Annotated in this window: 15 protein-coding genes; 12 read left to right on the top strand and 3 right to left on the bottom strand. The window is 48.0% G+C overall.

Going from position 1 to position 19681, the window contains the following annotated elements; all coding sequences use genetic code 11:
- The first annotated feature begins 56 nt into the window (after window positions 1-56).
- The 11 genes from ITJ87_RS00685 (at window position 57) to ITJ87_RS00635 (ending at window position 13400) form a co-directional block, all read left to right on the top strand.
- Window positions 57-1061, top strand: coding sequence for a glycoside hydrolase family 43 protein (locus tag ITJ87_RS00685; RefSeq protein ID WP_117965175.1), 1005 nt, complete (start codon window positions 57-59; stop codon window positions 1059-1061).
- 35 nt (window positions 1062-1096) lie between these two features.
- Entirely contained in the window at window positions 1097-2581 is a 1485-nt protein-coding gene (locus ITJ87_RS00680) for a glycoside hydrolase family 125 protein (protein ID WP_117965177.1), read from the top strand.
- Between the two features lie 8 nt (window positions 2582-2589).
- Window positions 2590-4647 (top strand): beta-L-arabinofuranosidase domain-containing protein, encoded by a 2058-nt coding sequence (locus tag ITJ87_RS00675; RefSeq protein ID WP_098032182.1) that lies wholly within the window; start codon window positions 2590-2592, stop codon window positions 4645-4647.
- Window positions 4648-4726: 79 nt separating this feature from the next.
- Complete coding sequence (locus tag ITJ87_RS00670) at window positions 4727-5815, top strand: acyltransferase (RefSeq protein ID WP_117600803.1); 1089 nt, start codon at window positions 4727-4729, stop codon at window positions 5813-5815.
- A gap of 381 nt (window positions 5816-6196) precedes the next feature.
- On the top strand, window positions 6197-7264 hold the full coding sequence (gene mnmA / locus ITJ87_RS00665) for a tRNA 2-thiouridine(34) synthase MnmA (RefSeq protein WP_117713812.1): 1068 nt from the start codon (window positions 6197-6199) through the stop codon (window positions 7262-7264).
- Window positions 7265-7287: 23 nt separating this feature from the next.
- A complete protein-coding gene (locus ITJ87_RS00660) occupies window positions 7288-8661 on the top strand; it encodes a S8 family serine peptidase (protein WP_098032180.1) in 1374 nt (457 codons plus the stop codon).
- Between the two features lie 111 nt (window positions 8662-8772).
- Entirely contained in the window at window positions 8773-10023 is a 1251-nt protein-coding gene (gene xseA / locus ITJ87_RS00655) for an exodeoxyribonuclease VII large subunit (RefSeq protein ID WP_117713800.1), read from the top strand.
- A gap of 1 nt (window position 10024) precedes the next feature.
- Window positions 10025-10237, top strand: coding sequence for an exodeoxyribonuclease VII small subunit (xseB, locus tag ITJ87_RS00650; protein WP_117713801.1), 213 nt, complete (start codon window positions 10025-10027; stop codon window positions 10235-10237).
- A 53-nt stretch (window positions 10238-10290) separates the two neighbouring features.
- Window positions 10291-11310, top strand: a complete 1020-nt coding sequence (locus ITJ87_RS00645) for a branched-chain amino acid aminotransferase (protein ID WP_117713802.1) — start codon at window positions 10291-10293, stop codon at window positions 11308-11310.
- 155 nt (window positions 11311-11465) lie between these two features.
- Window positions 11466-12224, top strand: a complete 759-nt coding sequence (gene trmB, locus ITJ87_RS00640) for a tRNA (guanosine(46)-N7)-methyltransferase TrmB (RefSeq protein ID WP_117600806.1) — start codon at window positions 11466-11468, stop codon at window positions 12222-12224.
- Between the two features lie 75 nt (window positions 12225-12299).
- Window positions 12300-13400: an Mrp/NBP35 family ATP-binding protein gene (locus tag ITJ87_RS00635; protein ID WP_117965179.1), complete on the top strand. Its 1101-nt coding sequence runs from the start codon at window positions 12300-12302 to the stop codon at window positions 13398-13400.
- 92 nt (window positions 13401-13492) lie between these two features.
- Here ITJ87_RS00635 and ITJ87_RS00630 read toward each other — a convergent pair whose 3' ends face one another.
- On the bottom strand, window positions 13493-15562 hold the full coding sequence (locus ITJ87_RS00630; protein ID WP_117965181.1) for a M56 family metallopeptidase: 2070 nt from the start codon (window positions 15560-15562) through the stop codon (window positions 13493-13495).
- A gap of 2 nt (window positions 15563-15564) precedes the next feature.
- The gene (locus ITJ87_RS00625) at window positions 15565-15927 is read right to left on the bottom strand and encodes a BlaI/MecI/CopY family transcriptional regulator (protein ID WP_005829755.1); all 363 of its coding nucleotides are present in this window, start codon (window positions 15925-15927) and stop codon (window positions 15565-15567) included.
- A gap of 206 nt (window positions 15928-16133) precedes the next feature.
- Here ITJ87_RS00625 and ITJ87_RS00620 point away from each other — a divergent pair, with 206 nt between their 5' ends.
- A complete protein-coding gene (locus ITJ87_RS00620) occupies window positions 16134-17672 on the top strand; it encodes a Gfo/Idh/MocA family protein (RefSeq protein ID WP_117965183.1) in 1539 nt (512 codons plus the stop codon).
- Window positions 17673-17738: 66 nt separating this feature from the next.
- Here ITJ87_RS00620 and ITJ87_RS00615 read toward each other — a convergent pair whose 3' ends face one another.
- Window positions 17739-19640 (bottom strand): TlpA disulfide reductase family protein, encoded by a 1902-nt coding sequence (locus tag ITJ87_RS00615; RefSeq protein ID WP_117965185.1) that lies wholly within the window; start codon window positions 19638-19640, stop codon window positions 17739-17741.
- Window positions 19641-19681: the final 41 nt, after the last annotated feature.

The following is a 19681-nucleotide window of genomic DNA, read 5'->3' as shown; positions in this document are numbered from 1 at the left end:
TTTTGACACACCCTCTCTCTCTTACGATAAATCACTGTTTGAAAACCCTATTTACCATGAAACTTAAGAAACTTACTATTTACTGCTTGGCATTGTTTTGCTCCTCTTCTTCTGTTTATGCGCAATCTGGTGAAGAAGTTCAAAAGAAACGTAGCGGCAATCCGATTTTTCCCGGTTGGTATGCCGACCCTGAGGGAATAGTGCTGGACGGGAAGTTCTGGATTTATCCTACATATTCCGCTCCTTATGATGAACAGACTTTTATGGATGCCTATTCTTCGCCCGACTTGGTGCATTGGACCAAACATCCACGCGTGCTTTCAAAGGAAAATATCCCATGGTTGCGCCGTGCTTTGTGGGCGCCGGCTGTTATCGAGGCCAATGACCGCTATTATCTTTTCTTCGGAGGGAACGATATACAGAACAACTCTGAGATTGGCGGTATCGGTGTGGCTGTGGCAGACAATCCGGCAGGTCCTTTCAAAGATGTGCTGGGCAAGCCCCTGATTGATAAAATTGTGAATGGCGCACAGCCCATCGACCAGTTTGTGTTCCGTGATGACGATGGCACTTACTATATGTACTATGGCGGATGGGGGCATTGCAACATCGTGAAACTGTCTTCCGATTTACTTAGTGTCGTTCCTTTTGATGATGGCACAGTCTATAAAGAAGTGACTCCTCAGGACTATGTGGAAGGTCCTTTCATGTTGAAACGTAACGGAAAGTATTACTTCATGTGGTCGGAAGGCGGTTGGGGAAGTCCCGACTACCGTGTGGCCTATGCCATTGCCGACTCTCCTTTCGGGCCGTTCCATCGCGAGGGAATCATTCTTCAGCAGGATGCCGATGTGGCTACCGGTGCCGGACATCATTCAGTGGTGCGTGGAAAAGGTAAGGACGAATGGTACATCATTTACCACCGTCGCCCGTTGGGAGAAACGGCAGCAAACAGCCGTGCCACCTGCATTGACCGGATGTACTTTGACAAAAAAGGAAAGATAAAGCCGGTGCGCATGACTTTCGAGGGAGTGAAAGCTACCACCCCTCCACTTGACTAATAGCAATTTTCAATTCAAATTTATATAGAAGAAATATGAGTCTTAATTCCAAAAAGATTTGTTTCAGCCTTGTCCTGGCTGCGGCTGCCGGGATGGTTCAGGCTGTCAATAGTAGCTGCCTTCTTGCCAATGCGGGCTTTGTAGCCGTGCAGGATAATACGGTATCTGCCGGTAACTATACCTCTAACCGTCCTAAAGAGAAACAACGACTTTTCCGTTCCACTGCCGTGGAGAAAGAGATTGTCCGTGTACAGATGCTTTTGAAGAACCGCAAGCTTTCCTGGATGTTTGCCAACTGTTTTCCAAATACGCTGGATACTACTGTGCACTTCCGCAAGGGCAGCGATGGAAAGCCTGATACTTTTGTATATACGGGTGACATCCATGCTATGTGGTTGCGTGACTCAGGGGCGCAAGTATGGCCATATGTGCAGCTTGCCAATAACGACCCGAAACTGAAAGAGATGCTGGCCGGTGTTATTCTACGCCAGTTCAAATGTATCAATATCGACCCATATGCGAATGCTTACAACGATGGTGCGCTGCCCGATGGGCATTGGATGAGTGACCTTACTGACATGAAGCCCGAACTGCATGAACGTAAATGGGAAATCGACTCGCTTTGTTATCCTTTACGGTTGGCTTATCACTACTGGCAGGTGACGGGTGACACTTCGGTTTTCGGTGCTGAATGGCTGGAAGCCATCCGCAATATTTATACTACTTTTTGTCAGCAGCAGCGCAAAGAGGGTGCCGGTCCCTACAAATTTCAACGCAAGACGGAGCGTGCGCTCGATACGCTGAACAATGATGGTCTGGGTGCTCCTGTCCGTCCGGTGGGACTTATCGTGTCCTGCTTCCGCCCGTCGGACGATGCCACAACGCTTCAGTTCCTTGTGCCTTCCAACTTCTTTGCTGTCACTTCCTTGCGTAAGGCTGCCGAGATTCTGGAAACAGTGAACAAGGAGACTGCTTTGGCTGCCGATTGCCGTGCCTTGGCCGATGAGGTGGAAATGGCTTTGAAACGCTATGCAACCTACAATCATCCTGAATTTGGTACCATTTATGCTTTCGAGGTTGATGGTTTCGGTAATCATTTGCTGATGGACGATGCCAATGTGCCTAGCTTGCTTGCCATGCCCTATCTGGGAGATGTAGACGTCAATGACCCTATTTATCAGAATACCCGCCGTTTTGTGTGGAGCGACAGCAATCCTTATTTCTTCTGCGGCAAAGCCGGTGAAGGTATCGGCGGACCGCATATCGGCTATGACATGGTGTGGCCTATGAGCATTATGATGAAAGCTTTCACAAGCCGGGATGATGCCGAAATCAAAACTTGCATCAAGATGCTGATGGATACGGATGCCGGTACGGGCTTCATGCACGAGTCGTTCCATAAGGATGATGCAACTAACTTCACCCGCCCTTGGTTTGCTTGGCAGAACACCCTTTTCGGTGAGTTGATATTGAAGTTGGTTAATGAAGGGAAGGTGGATTTATTGAATAGCATTGATTAAGATATAACATGAAGAACTTATATACATGGGTGGCTGCCTTCCTTTTCGTGGCATTGGCAATTTCGGTTATGGCTTGTACTTCTGCCTCTTCTGCTGGTACGGTGACGGTGGTTGACCGGCCGGATATACATGCTGTCAATACTAATTATATGGGTTACCGTGCCCCGCTTCGTCCATTGAACTTTATAAAATTGCCAGTAGGCAACATCCGTCCCGAGGGGTGGGTAAGGAAATTTCTGGAGTTGCAGCGCGACGGCCTGACCGGACATTTAGGGGAAATCAGTGCTTGGTTGGAAAAGGATGACAACGCTTGGCTTACGACCGGTGGGGACCATGGTTGGGAGGAAGTTCCCTATTGGCTCAAAGGGTATAGCAGTTTGGCATATATTCTGAATGATCCGAAGATGATAGAAGAAACCAAATACTGGATCGAAGGCGTATTTGCCAGTCGCCAGCCGGACGGTTATTTCGGCCCGGTCAACGAACGCAATGGAAAACGCGAACTTTGGGCACAGATGATTATGCTCTGGTGCCTGCAATCTTATTACGAGTATTCTCAAGACCAGCGTGTCATAGACCTGATGACAAACTACTTTAGATGGCAGATGACGGTTCCCGACGACCGACTTCTGGAAGACTTTTGGGAGAATAGTCGTGGAGGCGATAATATCATTAGCATTTACTGGCTTTACAGTCATACGGGAGATGCTTTTTTGCTCGAATTGGCCGAAAAGATTCATCGCAATACTGCGGACTGGACTCAGTCGACCTCTTTGCCCAACTGGCACAACGTAAACATTGCCCAATGTTTCCGTGAGCCTGCTACTTATTATATGCAGACCGGTGATTCTGCCATGCTGAAAGCCTCTTATAATGTCCATCGACTGATTCGTCGTACTTTCGGGCAAGTGCCCGGTGGCATGTTCGGGGCAGATGAGAATGCCCGTTTGGGATATATCGACCCCCGCCAAGGGGTGGAAACCTGCGGGCTGGTTGAGCAGATGGCTTCTGATGAAATTATGCTTCGCATAACGGGCGATCCCTTATGGGCCGAGCATTGCGAAGAAGTTGCATTTAACTCTTATCCGGTTGCCGTGATGCCGGATTTTAAAGCGTTGCGCTACATCACTTGCCCGAACCATGTCGTCAGTGATTCCAAGAATCATCATCCGGGCATTGACAACCGCGGACCGTTTCTTTCGATGAATCCTTTCAGCAGTCGTTGCTGTCAGCACAATCATGCACAAGGCTGGCCCTACTTTGCCGAGCATCTGGTTTTGGCAACTCCCGACAATGGAGTGGCAACGGCTCTTTATGCAGCTTGCAAAGCTGTGGTGAAAGTAGCTGATGGAAAGGAAATCACTTTGCACGAAGAGACGAATTATCCTTTTGAGGAAGACATCCGTTTTTCTGTCTCTACCGAGGGAAAAGTCGTCTTCCCGTTCTATTTCCGAATCCCTTCATGGACTCAAAAGGCGAAAGTGTGCGTGAATGGTGAGGAAGTGGATGCGGTTCCCGTGGCAGGGAAGTATCTCTGCATCCATCGCGAGTGGTCGGATGGTGACTGTGTGGAATTGACGTTTCCGATGTCTTTGTCCATGCGCACCTGGCAGGTCAATAAAAACAGCGTAAGTGTGGATTACGGTCCTCTCACGCTCTCTCTTAAGATTGCTGAGAAATATGTGGAGAAGGACAGCCGCGAAACGGCCATCGGTGATTCTAAATGGCAAAAAGATGCTGACCCTCAAAAATGGCCCACTACTGAGATATATTCCGGCAGCGCGTGGAATTATTCGCTGGTGTTGGACAAGACAGAACCCTTGAAACACTTCGAGGTAATCCGTAAATCATGGCCGGCCGACGACTACCCTTTTACGGTGGCCAATGTACCTTTGGAGGTGAAGGCTGTCGGCCGATTGGTTCCCGAATGGGAAATAGATGAAACCGGGTTGTGTGGCGTGTTGCCCGAAGAGGATGCAGCGAGAGGCGACAAAGAAGAAATCACACTCATCCCTATGGGAGCTGCGCGGTTAAGGATATCTGCGTTCCCGAATACAAGAGAATAAATTGATGAATGATGCGGACAGTAGTGAAGTGCTGACATCTTTAACTCCTGACTTGCATAAATAGAAAACTTAAAATAAAATGAAACGTATTGCTTTTTTGGATTACGTGCGCGTGTTTGCGTGCTTCTTGGTCATGTTGGTTCATGCCAGTGAGAATTTTTATGGAGCTGCCGGCTCTACAGATATGGTAGGACCGCAGTCTTTCCTTCAGAATGAGGCCGATAGGTTGTGGGTATCAGTTTATGATGGTTTCTCTCGTATGTCTGTGCCTCTGTTCATGATTGTTTCGGCTTATCTGCTTGCACCGATGAAGAAAGGACAAAGCTGTTGGCAGTTTTACCGCAAACGTTTCCTGCGCATCATGCCGCCGTTCGTCTTTTTCATGGTACTATATAGCACGTTGCCCATGTTGTGGGGACAGATAGACGGCGAACAATCTCTGAACGACCTTTCACGTATCTGGCTGAACTTTCCTGCGCTTGCCGGGCACTTCTGGTTTATGTATCCGTTGATAAGTCTTTATCTGTTCATTCCGGTCATTTCACCGTGGCTGGAGAAGGTTTCGGCCAAAGAAGAACGTTTCTTCATCGGATTGTTTCTGATTTCTACTTGTATACCTTTCCTCAACCGTTGGTTTGGTGAAGTATGGGGACAGTGTTTCTGGAACGAATATCACATGTTATGGTATTTTTCGGGTTATTTAGGCTATCTTGTGCTGGCACATTATATCCGCGTGCATCTTACTTGGGGGCGCTCCTTGCGTCTGCGGGTCGGTTTCTTGCTTATGCTGGTCGGCGCGGCGGCTACCATATGGTCGTTCTATGTCCAGGCTGTTCCAGGAGTGGTTCATTCTACACCGGTCATTGAGGTGGGATGGGCTTTCTGTACCCTTAATTGCGTGGCGTTGACGGCAGGCACATTTTTGTTGTTCGGCTGTATCAGCATTCCGCAGCCTCCGCGCATCATTGCCGAAATGTCTAAACTCAGCTACGGCATGTTTCTTATGCACATTTTCTGGCTTGGCTTGTGGGTGTCGGTGTTTAAGTCTACATTGGGATTGCCCACTGTGGCTGCCATTCCGGTTATAGCGGTATGTACGTTTATCAGTTGTTTCGTGGCAACCAAGCTCATCTCGTTGATACCGGGCAGTAAATGGATTATCGGGTAAAAACCTTGTATTCGCTTTCCCGTTGAAGGCTCGGGAGCTGTCAATTGCCTGCTGCTAACCTCACTGTAGTAGGGGCGTAGCGTCACTGCAAAATGGTTGCATTCTTTTTGCACTGATTATCTGCTGATTCATAAATGGTTATGCTAAGAGGAAAGGAGGTGTAATCAAAGACAGATGCGTAATTGATAAGAAAACGCCGGAACACCTATGAGGTGCGGTAGTGCGAAGGAAAGAGGTCTTACCGGAAAAGCCGATGAATAGGAAGGTTGAGGAAGAAGGTGAAGGCTGTGGAGGATGAAAATACTCTCTCTTTAGCTGAAAAGCTGTGTATTCTGCTTGAAAACGTGTACTTTTGCAGATTATATGAATGAATGGCAGAATATGAACAAATCCGAAAAGCGAGTATTAGTGGGAATGAGTGGAGGTATAGACAGTACCGCCACTTGCCTGATGTTGAGGGAACAGGGCTATGAGATAGTCGGCCTCACCATGTGGGTGTGGGGAGACGAACCGGTGGAAGCCCGCAACCTTGCCGACAGTATGGGAATTGAACACCATGTGGCAGATGAGCGTGAGGCTTTCCGGCAGATTATTGTTCAGAACTTTATCGATGAATATCGTCGGGGGCGTACTCCCAATCCTTGTGTGATGTGTAATCCGTTATTCAAGTTCCGTATCCTGACGGAGTGGGCGGACAGGTTGGGGTGTGCGTTCATTGCTACCGGGCACTACACCCGTCTGGAGGAACGGAACGGGAAGGTTTACATTGTTGCCGGGGATGATGATAAGAAAGACCAGTCCTATTTCCTCTGGCGACTGGGGCAGGAGGTGTTGAAGCGATGCATCTTCCCGTTGGGAGCATCCACCAAGATGCAGGTTCGCGAGTATCTTCGTGATAAAGGATATACGCTCAAGGCGGAAGAAGGGGAAAGCATGGAAGTCTGTTTCATCAAGGGAGACTACCGCGACTTCTTGCGCGAGCATTCCTCGGAGATAGACAGTGAAGTGGGGCCGGGATGGTTTGTCAATTCGGAAGGCGTCAAACTGGGGGAGCACAAAGGATTTCCTTACTACACTATCGGACAGAGGAAAGGCCTGGAGATAGCTTTGGGCAAACCTGCCTATGTGCTGAAAATTAATCCGCAGAAGAATACCGTGATGCTGGGCGATGCGGAACAATTGAAGGCCGGATATATGCTGGCCGAAGAGGAGAATCTGACGGATGAAGACGAATTCTTTGGATCGGAAGAACTCACCGTGCGCATCCGTTATCGCAGCAAACCTATTCCTTGCACCGTGAAGCGCCTGGAGGACGGGCGTCTGCTGGTGCACTTCTTGTCGGAGGCTTCTGCCATTGCTCCAGGACAGTCTGCCGTGTTCTATGTCGGCCGGCGTGTGGTTGGAGGCTCATTCATCGCTTCCCAACGGGGCATCGGGATGTTTCTTTAATTTTTAATTTATAATTTCTAATTGTGAAAAGACTTGTACTTCTTTCAGCCTTTGTCCTGTTTGCGGCGGGAGCATCGGCACAACAAGATACTTTGAAGTATCGTATCAGCCTGAAGGATAAGGCTGCCACCACGTATTCGCTGGAACATCCGGAAGCGTTCCTTTCTGAAAAGGCGATTGAGCGTCGCCGGAAGCAGAATCTTCCGATAGACTCGACAGACCTTCCGGTATGCCGTAAGTATGTGGATGAGATTCGCAGGCAAGGCGCGAAGATTGTCGTTACCGGCAAATGGGAGAATTTTGTTACAGTGTCCTGCAACGACTCTGCATTGATAGAGCGTATTGCCGCCCTGCCTTTTGTTCGGAAGACGGAAAAGGTCTGGATAGCTCCCGGAGGTGACGGGCCGTTCATGGCGACAGAGCGCGACTCTCTGATAAACCGCCCGAGCGTGCATCCCGACAGCATTTATGGATTGGCTGTCGACCAGATACGGCTGAGCAATGGCGATAAGCTGCACGAAGAAGGCTTCAAGGGACAAGGAATGACGATTGCCGTTATCGACGCGGGTTTCCACAATGCCGACAAGATAACCGCTATGCAGAATATCCGCATCCTGGGTACGAAGGATTTTGTGAATCCCCAATCGGATATATTTGCCGAAAGCAGCCACGGCATGGCGGTGCTCTCGTGCATCGCCATGAATCGCCCCGGTGTCATGACCGGTACAGCTCCCGAAGCTTCTTTCTGGTTGCTGCGTAGCGAAGACGAATACTCCGAGCATCTGGTAGAGCAGGACTACTGGGCTGCTGCTGTGGAATATGCCGATAGCGTGGGAGTGGATGTGCTTAATACTTCATTGGGATATTACGCTTTCGATGATAAATCCAAGAATTATAAGCTCCGCAATCTGGATGGGCACTATGCGCTGATGTCACGTCAGGCATCGCGCATAGCCGATAAGGGCATGGTATTGGTATGCAGTGCCGGAAATTCGGGCACCGGTTCTTGGAAGAAGATTACGCCTCCGGGCGATGCCGAGAATGTGCTGACGGTGGGTGCTGTCGACAAGGAAGCTGTTCTGGCTCCTTTCTCGTCTGTAGGGAATACGGCAGACCATCGGATAAAGCCGGATGTTGTAGCCGTCGGGCTGGGTGCCGACGTTATACGTACGGACGGCAACCAGGGAAGGGCGAACGGTACCTCTTTTGCCTCACCCATTATGTGCGGCATGGTGGCTTGCTTGTGGCAGGCTTGTCCCGAACTTACGGCAAAAGAAGTGATAGAATTGGTGCGCCGTTCCGGTGACCGTACGGATTATCCTGATAATATCTATGGCTATGGCGTGCCCGATATGTGGAAGGCGTATCAGGATTATCAGTCCGAAAGAAACAAATAACGAGAATTTCTGTTGGCTTGCCAATAGTGTATTGTCACTTTATCACGAATAAAGTACCGCTTTATTACGGATAAAATTTTATAAAGTTATAACTGGTTGAATGATAGCTATATGGAAGCCTTGTCTTTACAAGAGTTGAATGCCCTTGTGCGCCGTAGTCTGGAGCAGTGTCTCCCCGATGAGTTTTGGGTGCAGGCAGAGTTGAGCGATGTGCGTACCAACAGTACAGGGCATTGCTATCTGGAATTTGTGCAGAAAGATCCCCGTAGCAATAGTCTGGTAGCTAAGGCGAGAGGCACCATCTGGGCAAATGTGTTTCGGTTGCTGAAGCCCTATTTTGAGGAGGCTACGGGGCAGGCATTTGTCTCGGGCATCAAAGTGCTGGTTCAGGTCACTGTCAGTTTCCACGAACTTTATGGATATAGTTTGACAGTGCAGGACATAGATCCCACCTATACGTTGGGCGATATGGCGCGTCGCCGCAGGGAAATATTGAGGCAGCTTGAGGAGGAGGGAGTCCTCACTCTTAATAAAGAACTGGATATACCCCGCCTGCCACAACGTATTGCCGTCATATCTTCACCGACGGCGGCGGGCTATGGTGACTTCTGTCATCAGCTGGAAAACAATTCCCGGGGGTTCTACTTTTATACGGAGCTGTTTCCTGCCTTGATGCAGGGTGACCGTGTGGAGGAGTCTGTCCTTTCTGCTCTCGACCGGGTGAATGCACGCTTGTCCGAGTTTGATGTGGTTGCCATTATTCGCGGTGGAGGCGCCACGTCCGACTTGTCCGGTTTCGATACCTATCTGCTTGCTGCTGCTTGTGCACAGTTTCCGTTACCTATCATAACGGGTATCGGTCACGAGCGGGACGACACGGTGCTGGATTCTGTGGCACATACCCGTGTAAAGACCCCTACGGCCGCCGCCGAGTTCTTGATAGACCTCATGAACAATGCCGCCGATGAACTGGAAATGCTTGTTTCCCGCTTGCATGAGGGGGTCAGGAATCTGTTGCAGCAGGAACAGCGCAAGTTGTCTGTCTGCAAGAACCGGATTCCTTCTGTCTCATACCGCTGCATATCCGATGCAAAAATGGCTTTACTGACTGCGCGGAAAGATGTAGTGCAAGCTGTCACTTCCTATTTGTCCCGCTATCGCCACCGTCTGGAATTGTTGCAGCAACGCTTGGTGGATGCTTCACCGGAAAAGCTGCTTGCCCGCGGTTACAGCATCACGTTGAAAGACGGGAAGGTTGTGAAAAATGTCGGCTTGCTGAATGAAGGAGATGAAATCACCACCCTGCTCCAAAAAGGAGAAGTAACCTCAATCGTAAATCGTAAACCGTCAAATCGTAAATAATATGGTGTCCAAGAAAAAAGAAACCTACTCCGAAGCCATGGCACGTTTGGAGAAAATTGTCGGCCAGATAGACAACAATGAACTGGAGATAGATGTGCTTGCTGAAAAAATAAAGGAAGCAAATGGAATTATAGCATTTTGCAGCGATAAATTGACCAAAGCTGATAAGGAAATTGAAAAATTACTGTCGGAGAAGCGGGAATCTGAAGAATAAAAGCTATTTTTGTTGCAAAATGTACGTAATAGAAGTAACTAATACTTTGAGATATGAAAGAACTTGATTGGGCTAATCTGCCGTTCGGATACATGAAGACAGATTACAATGTGAGAATTTACTATCGTAACGAACAATGGGGCGAACTGGAAGTTTGCAGCGAGGAAACCATTCCTATGCATATGGCTGCCACTTGTTTGCACTACGGTCAGGAAGCGTTTGAGGGTTTGAAGGCTTTCCGTGGCAAAGACGGTAAAGTGCGTATCTTCCGTTTGGAAGAGAATGCAGCCCGCCTGCAATCCACTTGCCGTGGCATCTTGATGCCGGAACTTTCTACAGAGCGTTTCAAAGAAGCTATTCTGAAGGTGGTGAAGCTGAACGAGCGTTTCATTCCGCCTTATGAATCGGGTGCTTCTCTGTATATCCGTCCGTTGCTGGTGGGTACCGGTGCACAAGTAGGCGTACATCCTGCCAGCGAATATCTGTTTGTGGTGTTCGTGACCCCGGTAGGTCCTTACTTTAAGGGTGGATTCTCAACCAATCCGTATGTCATTATCCGCGAATTCGACCGTGCTGCTCCATTGGGTACCGGTACTTATAAAGTAGGTGGTAACTATGCAGCCAGTTTGCGTGCCAACAAGAAAGCGCACGATTTGGGTTATGCCTGCGAGTTCTATCTGGATGCCAAGGAAAAGAAATACATGGACGAATGTGGTGCTGCCAACTTCTTTGGTATCAAGGACAATACGTATATCACTCCGAAATCTACTTCCATCTTGCCCTCCATCACCAACAAGAGCCTGATGCAGCTGGCAGAGGATATGGGTATGAAGGTAGAGCGTCGTCCGGTTCCTGAAGAAGAATTGCTGACTTTCGAGGAAGCGGGTGCCTGCGGTACAGCTGCCGTTATCAGCCCCATCGAACGTATTGACGACGTAGAGAACGGCAAGGCATACGTTATTTCCAAAGATGGAAAACCGGGACCGGTATGTACGAAGCTTTACAACAAGCTGCGTGCCATCCAGTATGGTGACGAGCCAGATACTCATGGTTGGGTAACGATCGTTGAATAATACGGTAATGTCTATCGTATAAGACTTGCCGGGACTTTGTTTTTATACTTTTAGGCACGGATTGCGCGGAAAACACGGATAGATTTAAGAGAAACCGTGAAAATCCGTGCAATCCGTGCTTAAAATAATATGTTTTATGTTTCAATACTTCTTAAATGGGAAAAAACAAGTTAGAGAAGTTTGCCGATATGGCGAGTTATCCGCATGTTTTCGAGTATCCGTATTCCGCGGTAGATAATGTGCCGTTTGACATGAAAGGAAATTGGCATGGGCAGTTTTTCAAAAATGACCATCCTATTGTTCTGGAACTGGGCTGTGGTAGGGGAGAATATACTGTCGGATTGGGACGCATGTTTCCCGATAAGAACTTCATCGGAGTGGATATAAAGGGAGCCCGTATGTGGACGGGAGCTACCGAGTCGCTGCAATCGGGCATGAAGAATGTGGCCTTTCTGCGTACGAATATCGAAATCATCGACCGTTTTTTTGCTTCGGATGAAGTGAGTGAGATCTGGCTTACTTTCTCGGACCCGCAGATGAAGAAGGCTACCAAAAGGCTTACTTCCACTTATTTCATGGAGCGCTACCGCAAGTTCCTGAAGAATGACGGTATCGTTCATCTGAAGACGGACAGCAACTTCATGTTTACCTATACCCGGTACATGATTGAAAGAAACCGGTTGCCGGTGGATGTGATGACGGAAGACTTATATCACTCCGGCATGGCTGATGAGATACTCAGCATCAAGACCTATTATGAACAACAATGGCTGGATCGTGGTTTGAATATCAAGTACATCAAGTTCCATCTTCCGCAAGAGGGCGAGTTGCAGGAGCCGGATGTGGAGATAGAGCTGGATGAGTATCGCAGTTATAACCGTAGCAAGCGTAGTGGACTGCAAACCAGTAAATGATGTGAATCAGTGGTTAAAACTACTGCTGATTCGCATAAAATATAGTAAATAGTAAATCGTCAAATAGTAAATACAATGACATTATATCCAAAATTAATCCTTGATGCATTGGCAACAGTGCGTTATCCCGGCACTGGAAAGAATCTTGTTGAGGCTGAGATGGTGGCCGATAACATGCGGATTGAAGGGATGAAGGTCAGCTTCTCGCTGACATTTGAGAAACCGACCGATCCTTTCATGAAGTCGATGGTGAAAGCTGCCGAGACGGCTATACATACGTATGTTTCTCCCGAGGTGGAGGTTGTGATTACGACTGAAAGCCGTCAGGCGGCACGTCCGGAAGTGGGTAAGCTATTACCTCAGGTGAAGAATGTTATCGGAGTGTCTTCCGGAAAAGGTGGGGTAGGCAAGTCCACGGTTGCTGCCAACCTTGCCGTGTCTTTGGCAAAGTTGGGTTATAAGGTGGGTCTGCTGGATGCTGATATCTTCGGACCTTCCGTTCCTAAGATGTTCCAAGTGGAAGATGCCCGTCCGGTGGCGGAGAACATTGGTGGACGTGATTTAATTGTTCCGATAGAGAAGTATGGTATCAAGCTGCTTTCCATCGGTTTCTTTGTCGATCCCGATCAGGCCACCTTGTGGCGCGGAGGTATGGCAAGCAATGCTTTAAAGCAATTGATTGGTGATGCCGACTGGGGAGAACTGGATTATTTCCTTATTGACCTTCCTCCCGGAACGAGTGACATTCACTTGACTGTGGTGCAGACATTGGCGCTGACGGGGGCTATCGTTGTCAGCACGCCGCAGGCTGTGGCGCTGGCAGATGCACGCAAAGGCATCAATATGTTCACCAATGACAAAGTGAATGTGCCTATCCTCGGTTTGGTAGAGAATATGGCTTGGTTTACACCTGCCGAACTGCCGGAGAATAAATACTATATTTTCGGTAAAGAAGGAGCCAAGAGGTTGGCGGAAGAGATGAATGTACCGTTGCTGGGGCAGATACCTATTGTACAGAGCATCTGTGAGAGTGGTGATAAGGGCACTCCGGTTGCTTTGGATGAGAATACGGTGACCGGGCGTGCGTTCCTGCAACTGGCTGCCGCCGTAGTCCGCCAGGTAGACCGCAGAAATATGGAAATGGCACCGACACGGATTGTGGAAGTGCATAAATAAACATGGATATTTCCTTTATGAAAAAGGAGCAATTGCCCGTCGCCGGGTAACTGCTTCTTTTTCATTTAAACTTGTTTGGAGAGAGAATTAGTTTATTTAGTTGGAGTAACAGTGGCGTTCTGAACAGCAGGACTCTTTTCCGGTTCTTGCAGACGGAACATGATGGGAACTGTATATTTTACATTTACAGCTTGTCCTCTTTGCATGCCGGGCTTCCACTTAGGCATAATGGTAGTCAGGCGGATTGCTTCGGCATCCAGCAGAGGGTCGGCACTGCGGAGAACTCTGGGATTGATGATGTTGCCCTCTGTATTTACGATAAACTGTATGGTAACTCTTCCCTGAATCTTAGCTTGCTGTGCAGCTGCCGGATATTTGATGTTTTTGCTGATGAATTCCATCATTGCGGGCATACCGCCGGGATATTCGGGCATTTGTTCTACAACTTCAAAAATGGTTCCCTCCTCCGGTACCGTTGTACCTTCCGGAGCATAACCCACTACCACCAGTTCATTTATTTTGTTTTCAATGGGAGCATACTTCACCGGGGTCTTGTCTTCTGTCAATCGGAACATCACTGGTACCGTAAATCTTACGCGTACTGCTTCTCCGCGTTGTGTACCGGGTTTCCATTTAGGCATGGCACTGACTACGCGCACGGCTTCTTTGTCCAATTCAGGGTCAACGCTACGCAGTATTTTTACATTGGTAATACTTCCATCCTTCTCCACAACAAATTGCACGATACCCCGTCCTTGTATACCTTTCTTCATAGCTGCTTCCGGATATTTGATGTTCTTGCTCAAGTATTCCATCAGTGCAGGCATACCTCCACCAGTGAATTCGGGCATATGCTCTACTACCTCGAAAATCGGATTGTCTGGAGTTCCCGGGTCGCTTTGCATGACTTCATTCCATTTCTCATTGTAAACGATTGTCCAATTCGTTTTGTTTTCTTTGGGTAATCTTTCATCAGTGAAAGAGATGCCTTTCTTTTTGTTTCCGTCTTGATATAAGAATAATAATTTTGCTTTGGGAGAGGCTTTGAATTCAAAACTTCCATCGGCTTGGGTAGTGACTTCGGTAGGAGTAGAATTAGGAACACTTAGTATTTTCACACCTTGTATTGGCTTTCCATCCTTGTCCACTACCTTTCCTTTGTAAGTCACGGTTTTTGTGTCTTGTTCCGGTTGGGGAGCTACTTGAGGGTCTTGAACTTCCGGTGCCGGTTGTTCGGTTTGGGGATCTACAGCTTCTATGACTTCCACCGCAATCTTCTTTGTGGTACGCGCTACGGTTTCGATATTGCTGACAATCATAAGTAAGGCCGCTAAAGGAAGGAACATCAAATATTTGGTTCTTCCTATTTCTTTGGTTCTCTTTTTGTTCATCATCTTGATGCGTTTTTTTAGAGGTAAAACATTGAAACTGTTATAGATGGTTGCTGCAGCCTTTTGATGTGACAATCCTAACAAATGGTATTGATAGGTTTTGGAGTCATAGCCGTTTTCCAATACGCGGGCGTCGGCCATATATTCCAGATTGGTACGGATTTCCCGTTTCATGAGCCAGGCAAATGGATTACACCAGCAGAAAATGCACACCAGTTCACTGATGATGACATCAATGGAGTGCCATTGCCGGGCATGTGTCTGCTCATGGGTCAATATTTCGTTGAACTCCTCTTCCGTATGCGAGGACGGGTGGATAAAAATCCAGTGGAAAAAAGAGAAAGGCCCGTCTGCTTTGGGAAGTAGATGTATACTTGTGTTGCCTATTTGTATCTTGCGGCATCGGCATGTTAGGCGGATGATGCCTGCCAGTTGCATGATGAGGCGTATCATCAGCAATGCCGCTATTCCCCAATAGGCGATATTGGCATATTCTGAAAGGATGCTTTTCCAGTCGGTCGGAGCCACTTCTGTGCCTACTGTGAGTTCCGGTAGCACAACGCTGGCATAGAGATCTGCCATGGCCACCATCGGTTCCTGCTCCGTAATCCACGTTTGTATGTTCAGCAAAGGTACGGCAGCGGAAACGGCAAAGAAACAAAGCAGTGCGGTTCTGCGCCAGCCGAAAAATGTGTCTTTGTAGAAGAACAGCCGATAGAATGCATAAAACAGTACTATCGCTACATTCACTTTCAGAAAATAGGCTAACATGTTTACTCCTTTCCTTTCTCTATCATATCTATAATGTCTTTCAGGTCATTGGCCGAAATCTTCTGGTCTTTGGCGAAGAACGAAACCATTTCCTTATAAGAATTTTCAAAGTAGTTGCGCACAAAACCGCTCATAAAGGTACGTTTGTATTCGCTTTCGCGTATAAGCGGGGTATACTGGTAGGTATTGCCTACACGTGCGGCACGGATATACTGCTTGCGCTCCAGGTTTTTCACAATAGATGCTACTGTTGTGTAGGGAGGCGCCGGTTTGGGATATTTGGCAACAATGTCTTTTACGAAGCAACTGCCCAGTTCCCAAATGTACAACATTGCTTCTTCTTCTTGTATCGTTAACTTTTCCATGGATAAAGTATTTAAATGAATTCAATACAAATCTACGAATATTTCGTAAACTGGCATCAAACAGTGAGTTAATTAATCTAAATGCGTTTACTGTATGTATATTCTTTTGTCTGATTGAAAAGAACATGGCTGTTGATAATCTTCTTTTGGTTAAGATTGTCTATCTTTGTTGCAATTAATTCTTTTACCTTAAATAAAGCAGAAATATGGGAACAGTTAAATCGTTGTTGCTGGGAATGTGCTTCGTATTGGGTGCATGCACAAGCCAGACTTCTACTGTGCAAACCACAGAGAAGGGAACTCAATGGGAATGGCAGAATGGTACCATTGTTGTCAAGACTCCCGAGCGTCCGGCAGGACAAAAGAGTGTATTGGGACTGACTACTCCGAAGCTGGAGGCAGTGCGTGTGGGTTTTGTTGGTTTGGGTATGCGTGGTCCCGGAGCAGTGGAGCGTTTCACTTATATTCCGGGTACGCAGGTAGTGGCTCTTTGTGATTATGAAGAGGCCCGTGCAGATAAATGTCAGGAGCTCTTGAAGAAGGCATCCATGCCCAAAGCCGCCGTCTATTCCGGTGACAAGGGATACGAGGAACTTTGCAAGCGTGATGATATAGACTTGGTTTATATTGCTGCGGACTGGCTGCATCACTTCCCCGTTGCCAAGTGTGCGCTGGAGAACGGAAAGAATGTAGCGATAGAAGTGCCTTCGGCCATGAACCTACAGGAATGTTGGGACTTGATTAACTTGAGTGAGTCTACCCGCAAGCATTGCTTCATCTTGGAGAACTGTTGCTATGACTGGTTCGAGATGAATACGCTGAACATGGCGCAGCATGGCGTATTCGGTGAAGTTATCCGTGCACAAGGTGCTTATATACATAACTTGAGCCCGTTTTGGGACTATTACTGGAAGAATGGAGAAAATGACAAGTTGGGCTGGCGTTTGGACTACAACATGAAGCATCGCGGTGACGTGTATGCCACTCACGGCCTTGGTCCGGTGGCGCAAGCACTGGATATTCACCGTGGTGACCGTATGGAAACGCTGGTAGCCATGGATACCAAGTCTGTGGTGGGCAAGGAGTTGGTAGAGAAAAGAACCGGCGAGGAGTGCAAGGAATTCCGTAACGGTGACCATACCACGACCATGATTCGTACAGCCAATGGAAAGGTGATTGAGATTCAGCACAATGTAATGACGCCACAACCCTATAACCGTCTGTATCAGCTTACGGGAACCAAGGGATTCGCCAACAAATATCCGGTAGAAGGGTATGCGCTTGACGCTGACCAGCTGAGTGCATCGGGCGTTCAGCCCAAAGTGGATGATTTGAATTCACACGGTTTCCTACCGGAAACGGAGATGGAGGCACTCGTGGAGAAATACCAGCATCCCATTTTGAAGAAGTACGGTGAGATGGCGAAGGAAGTAGGAGGTCATGGTGGCATGGACTTCGTGATGGACAGCCGTCTGGTATATTGCCTGCAGAACGGTCTTCCTTTGGATATGGATGTATACGACCTTGCTGAGTGGTGCTGCCTTGCAGAACTGGGAGAACTTTCCATGGACAACGGTTGTGCGGCTGTGGCATTCCCCGATTTCACCCGTGGTGAATGGAATGTGGTGAAAGGCTACAAGCATGCGTATGCAAGTCCGGAAGAGGAAGCGGCTGCTATGGAGAAGGCAAAGGCATTCACTGCTAAACTGAAGGAGCAGGGAGCCAAGGAATGGGCTGAAAAGTAATAACGGTATACTGATAAAACAAAAAACAGCAGGCCTATCCCTGCTGTTTTTTGTTTTATCAGTTTGTCATTTAGTAACTTTCAATAATTCCTCCTTCATCTTTTCCACTCCCGGGAAACCAGTTTGCCTGAACGTGGTGTTTCCTTCTCGGTCTACAATCAGATAAGTCGGTACCCCTTCTATCTTGAATGCGTCCGAGAGGTATTTCCATTGGGTATCTGTCAGGCGGAAGTGTTCGCCGTGGATGTCGGGAATCATATTCTCCCAGGTCTTCAAGGGGGAGGTTTCACCGGTGATGTACAGATATACAATGTCCTTACCTTTCAGTTCCTCCTTCATGGGGACCATCATCTTGTTTGCCATACGGCATGGACCGCACCAGGTGGCCCAGAAATCTACTAACAATACTTTTCCTTTGAATTTGCTGATGATGGAAGTAAACAACTCTTCGTTGTTGACGTTGGTATCCACTTGGTTGATGGTGTAACCCGTCTTTTTCTTGTTGGCTTCGAGCTGTGCAAGCAACTCGTCATTGGCGGCAGTCAGCATTTCGCGGTATGCGGCGGGCATGGCGGCAACGGTTGCCTTTTGCTCGTCGGTGAGTGGGGTGAAGTTCTTGATACCCCGGTAGAGGGTGACATTACGGGCTATATCGAAGAAGATGCCTTTATCTGTTCCCCATGCTTTGGCCAGTTCCTCGCTCCGTTCTACATTTCTTGGAGCCATTTGTACATACTGGTTGGACAAGACTGCCTGCGGTACATTCAATATGCTCATGTCCTCGTCGGACACGTAGTTGGAGGGCACTTTCCGGGAAAGTTCCTGATAGTAGTTGTTTGCTTCCTCCCGTTTGATGAGATTGGCTTGTAGGGCAGCCGATGTCAAGATGCTGGCAACGGAAGACAGCATGGCATTCGTAGTCAGTTTGTTATTGATGGTCAGAAGTTGTCGGGTAGAAACACTGTAAGGCAACTTGTCTATTGCTTCTTGTGTTTCGCCGGATATTTGGAGTACGTATGTTTTGGCTGCATCAATATCCTTGCCAGCCAGTGCAGCTATGTTTTGATAGAGCTTGTCTTGCATGTTGATGTCGGGGTGGTTTCCGTTCAACTCTTGTGCCACGGTTTCTAGAGGCCCGTTGATGTATACCATTTCTCCATAGGGTTTCCCCTTGCTGTGGAATTTAGACTTGCGTCGGGAAGCTTCGCGTAGATTGACGTATATTTCTGTTGTCTTGCCCGGTTCCATGAAGAACTGGAGCATATGTTCTCTACCCAGATACATGGTACATGGGGTAGTGCCGGGCAACGTTACTTCTTTGGTGAAACTGCCGTCAGGCTGGATGTCGAGTGGTATGTCCATGATGTCTCCTTTGATATTCTCCCACACGGCAATACTGATTGGCATTGCCATATTGGGGCGTGAATCCAGGAGTTTCCCTTTCAGCATGGCTTTTCCATATTGGATGACCGGTTCGGGAAGTTCGGCATTAGGGTCGGTTTTGTGCACTACGGCGTTTTGGGGAAGTGCCAATTCCGGCAGTTTCTTGCTTTTCAGCTGTATTCCCCAGATGCTGAATCCGTTTTCCACCTTTTCGCCTTCGGTGAAGTCGAAGGAGGTAGCATTGTCGGATAGGGGAGGAAAGACCAGTTGGAATTCCGCTTCGCCCGATTCGGGCATCCAAAATTCCTTGCCTGGTGTGATGCCTATGCCGGAACGCAGTTGGTAGGTTTCTCCGTTATTGTCTGTCAGGTAGCTGTCGGGTGCAATCTGTATCCAGTACTTGGGACGATACTTGGCATAGATGTGGAGCACGGTTGCCGTGTCACTGATGACTACTTTGCTCACTTCGATGGAAGTCGTGTTTCTTACGATGAACGGTGGTTGGTCAATCACACGGTTTTTGGCTTGCAGGGTACAGCAGATGCACAGTAGGAAGCCTGCTAAGAGGAAATGGATGTGTTTCATATGAATTGTTTTTTGCGAAAATACGAATGTTTCGTAAAGAA

The organism is Bacteroides sp. HF-162, assembly GCF_015679285.1.
Classification (GTDB): domain Bacteria; phylum Bacteroidota; class Bacteroidia; order Bacteroidales; family Bacteroidaceae; genus Bacteroides; species Bacteroides uniformis.
Note: the sequence above shows the minus strand (reverse complement) of the source record. Positions and strands in the feature narration are given on the sequence as shown.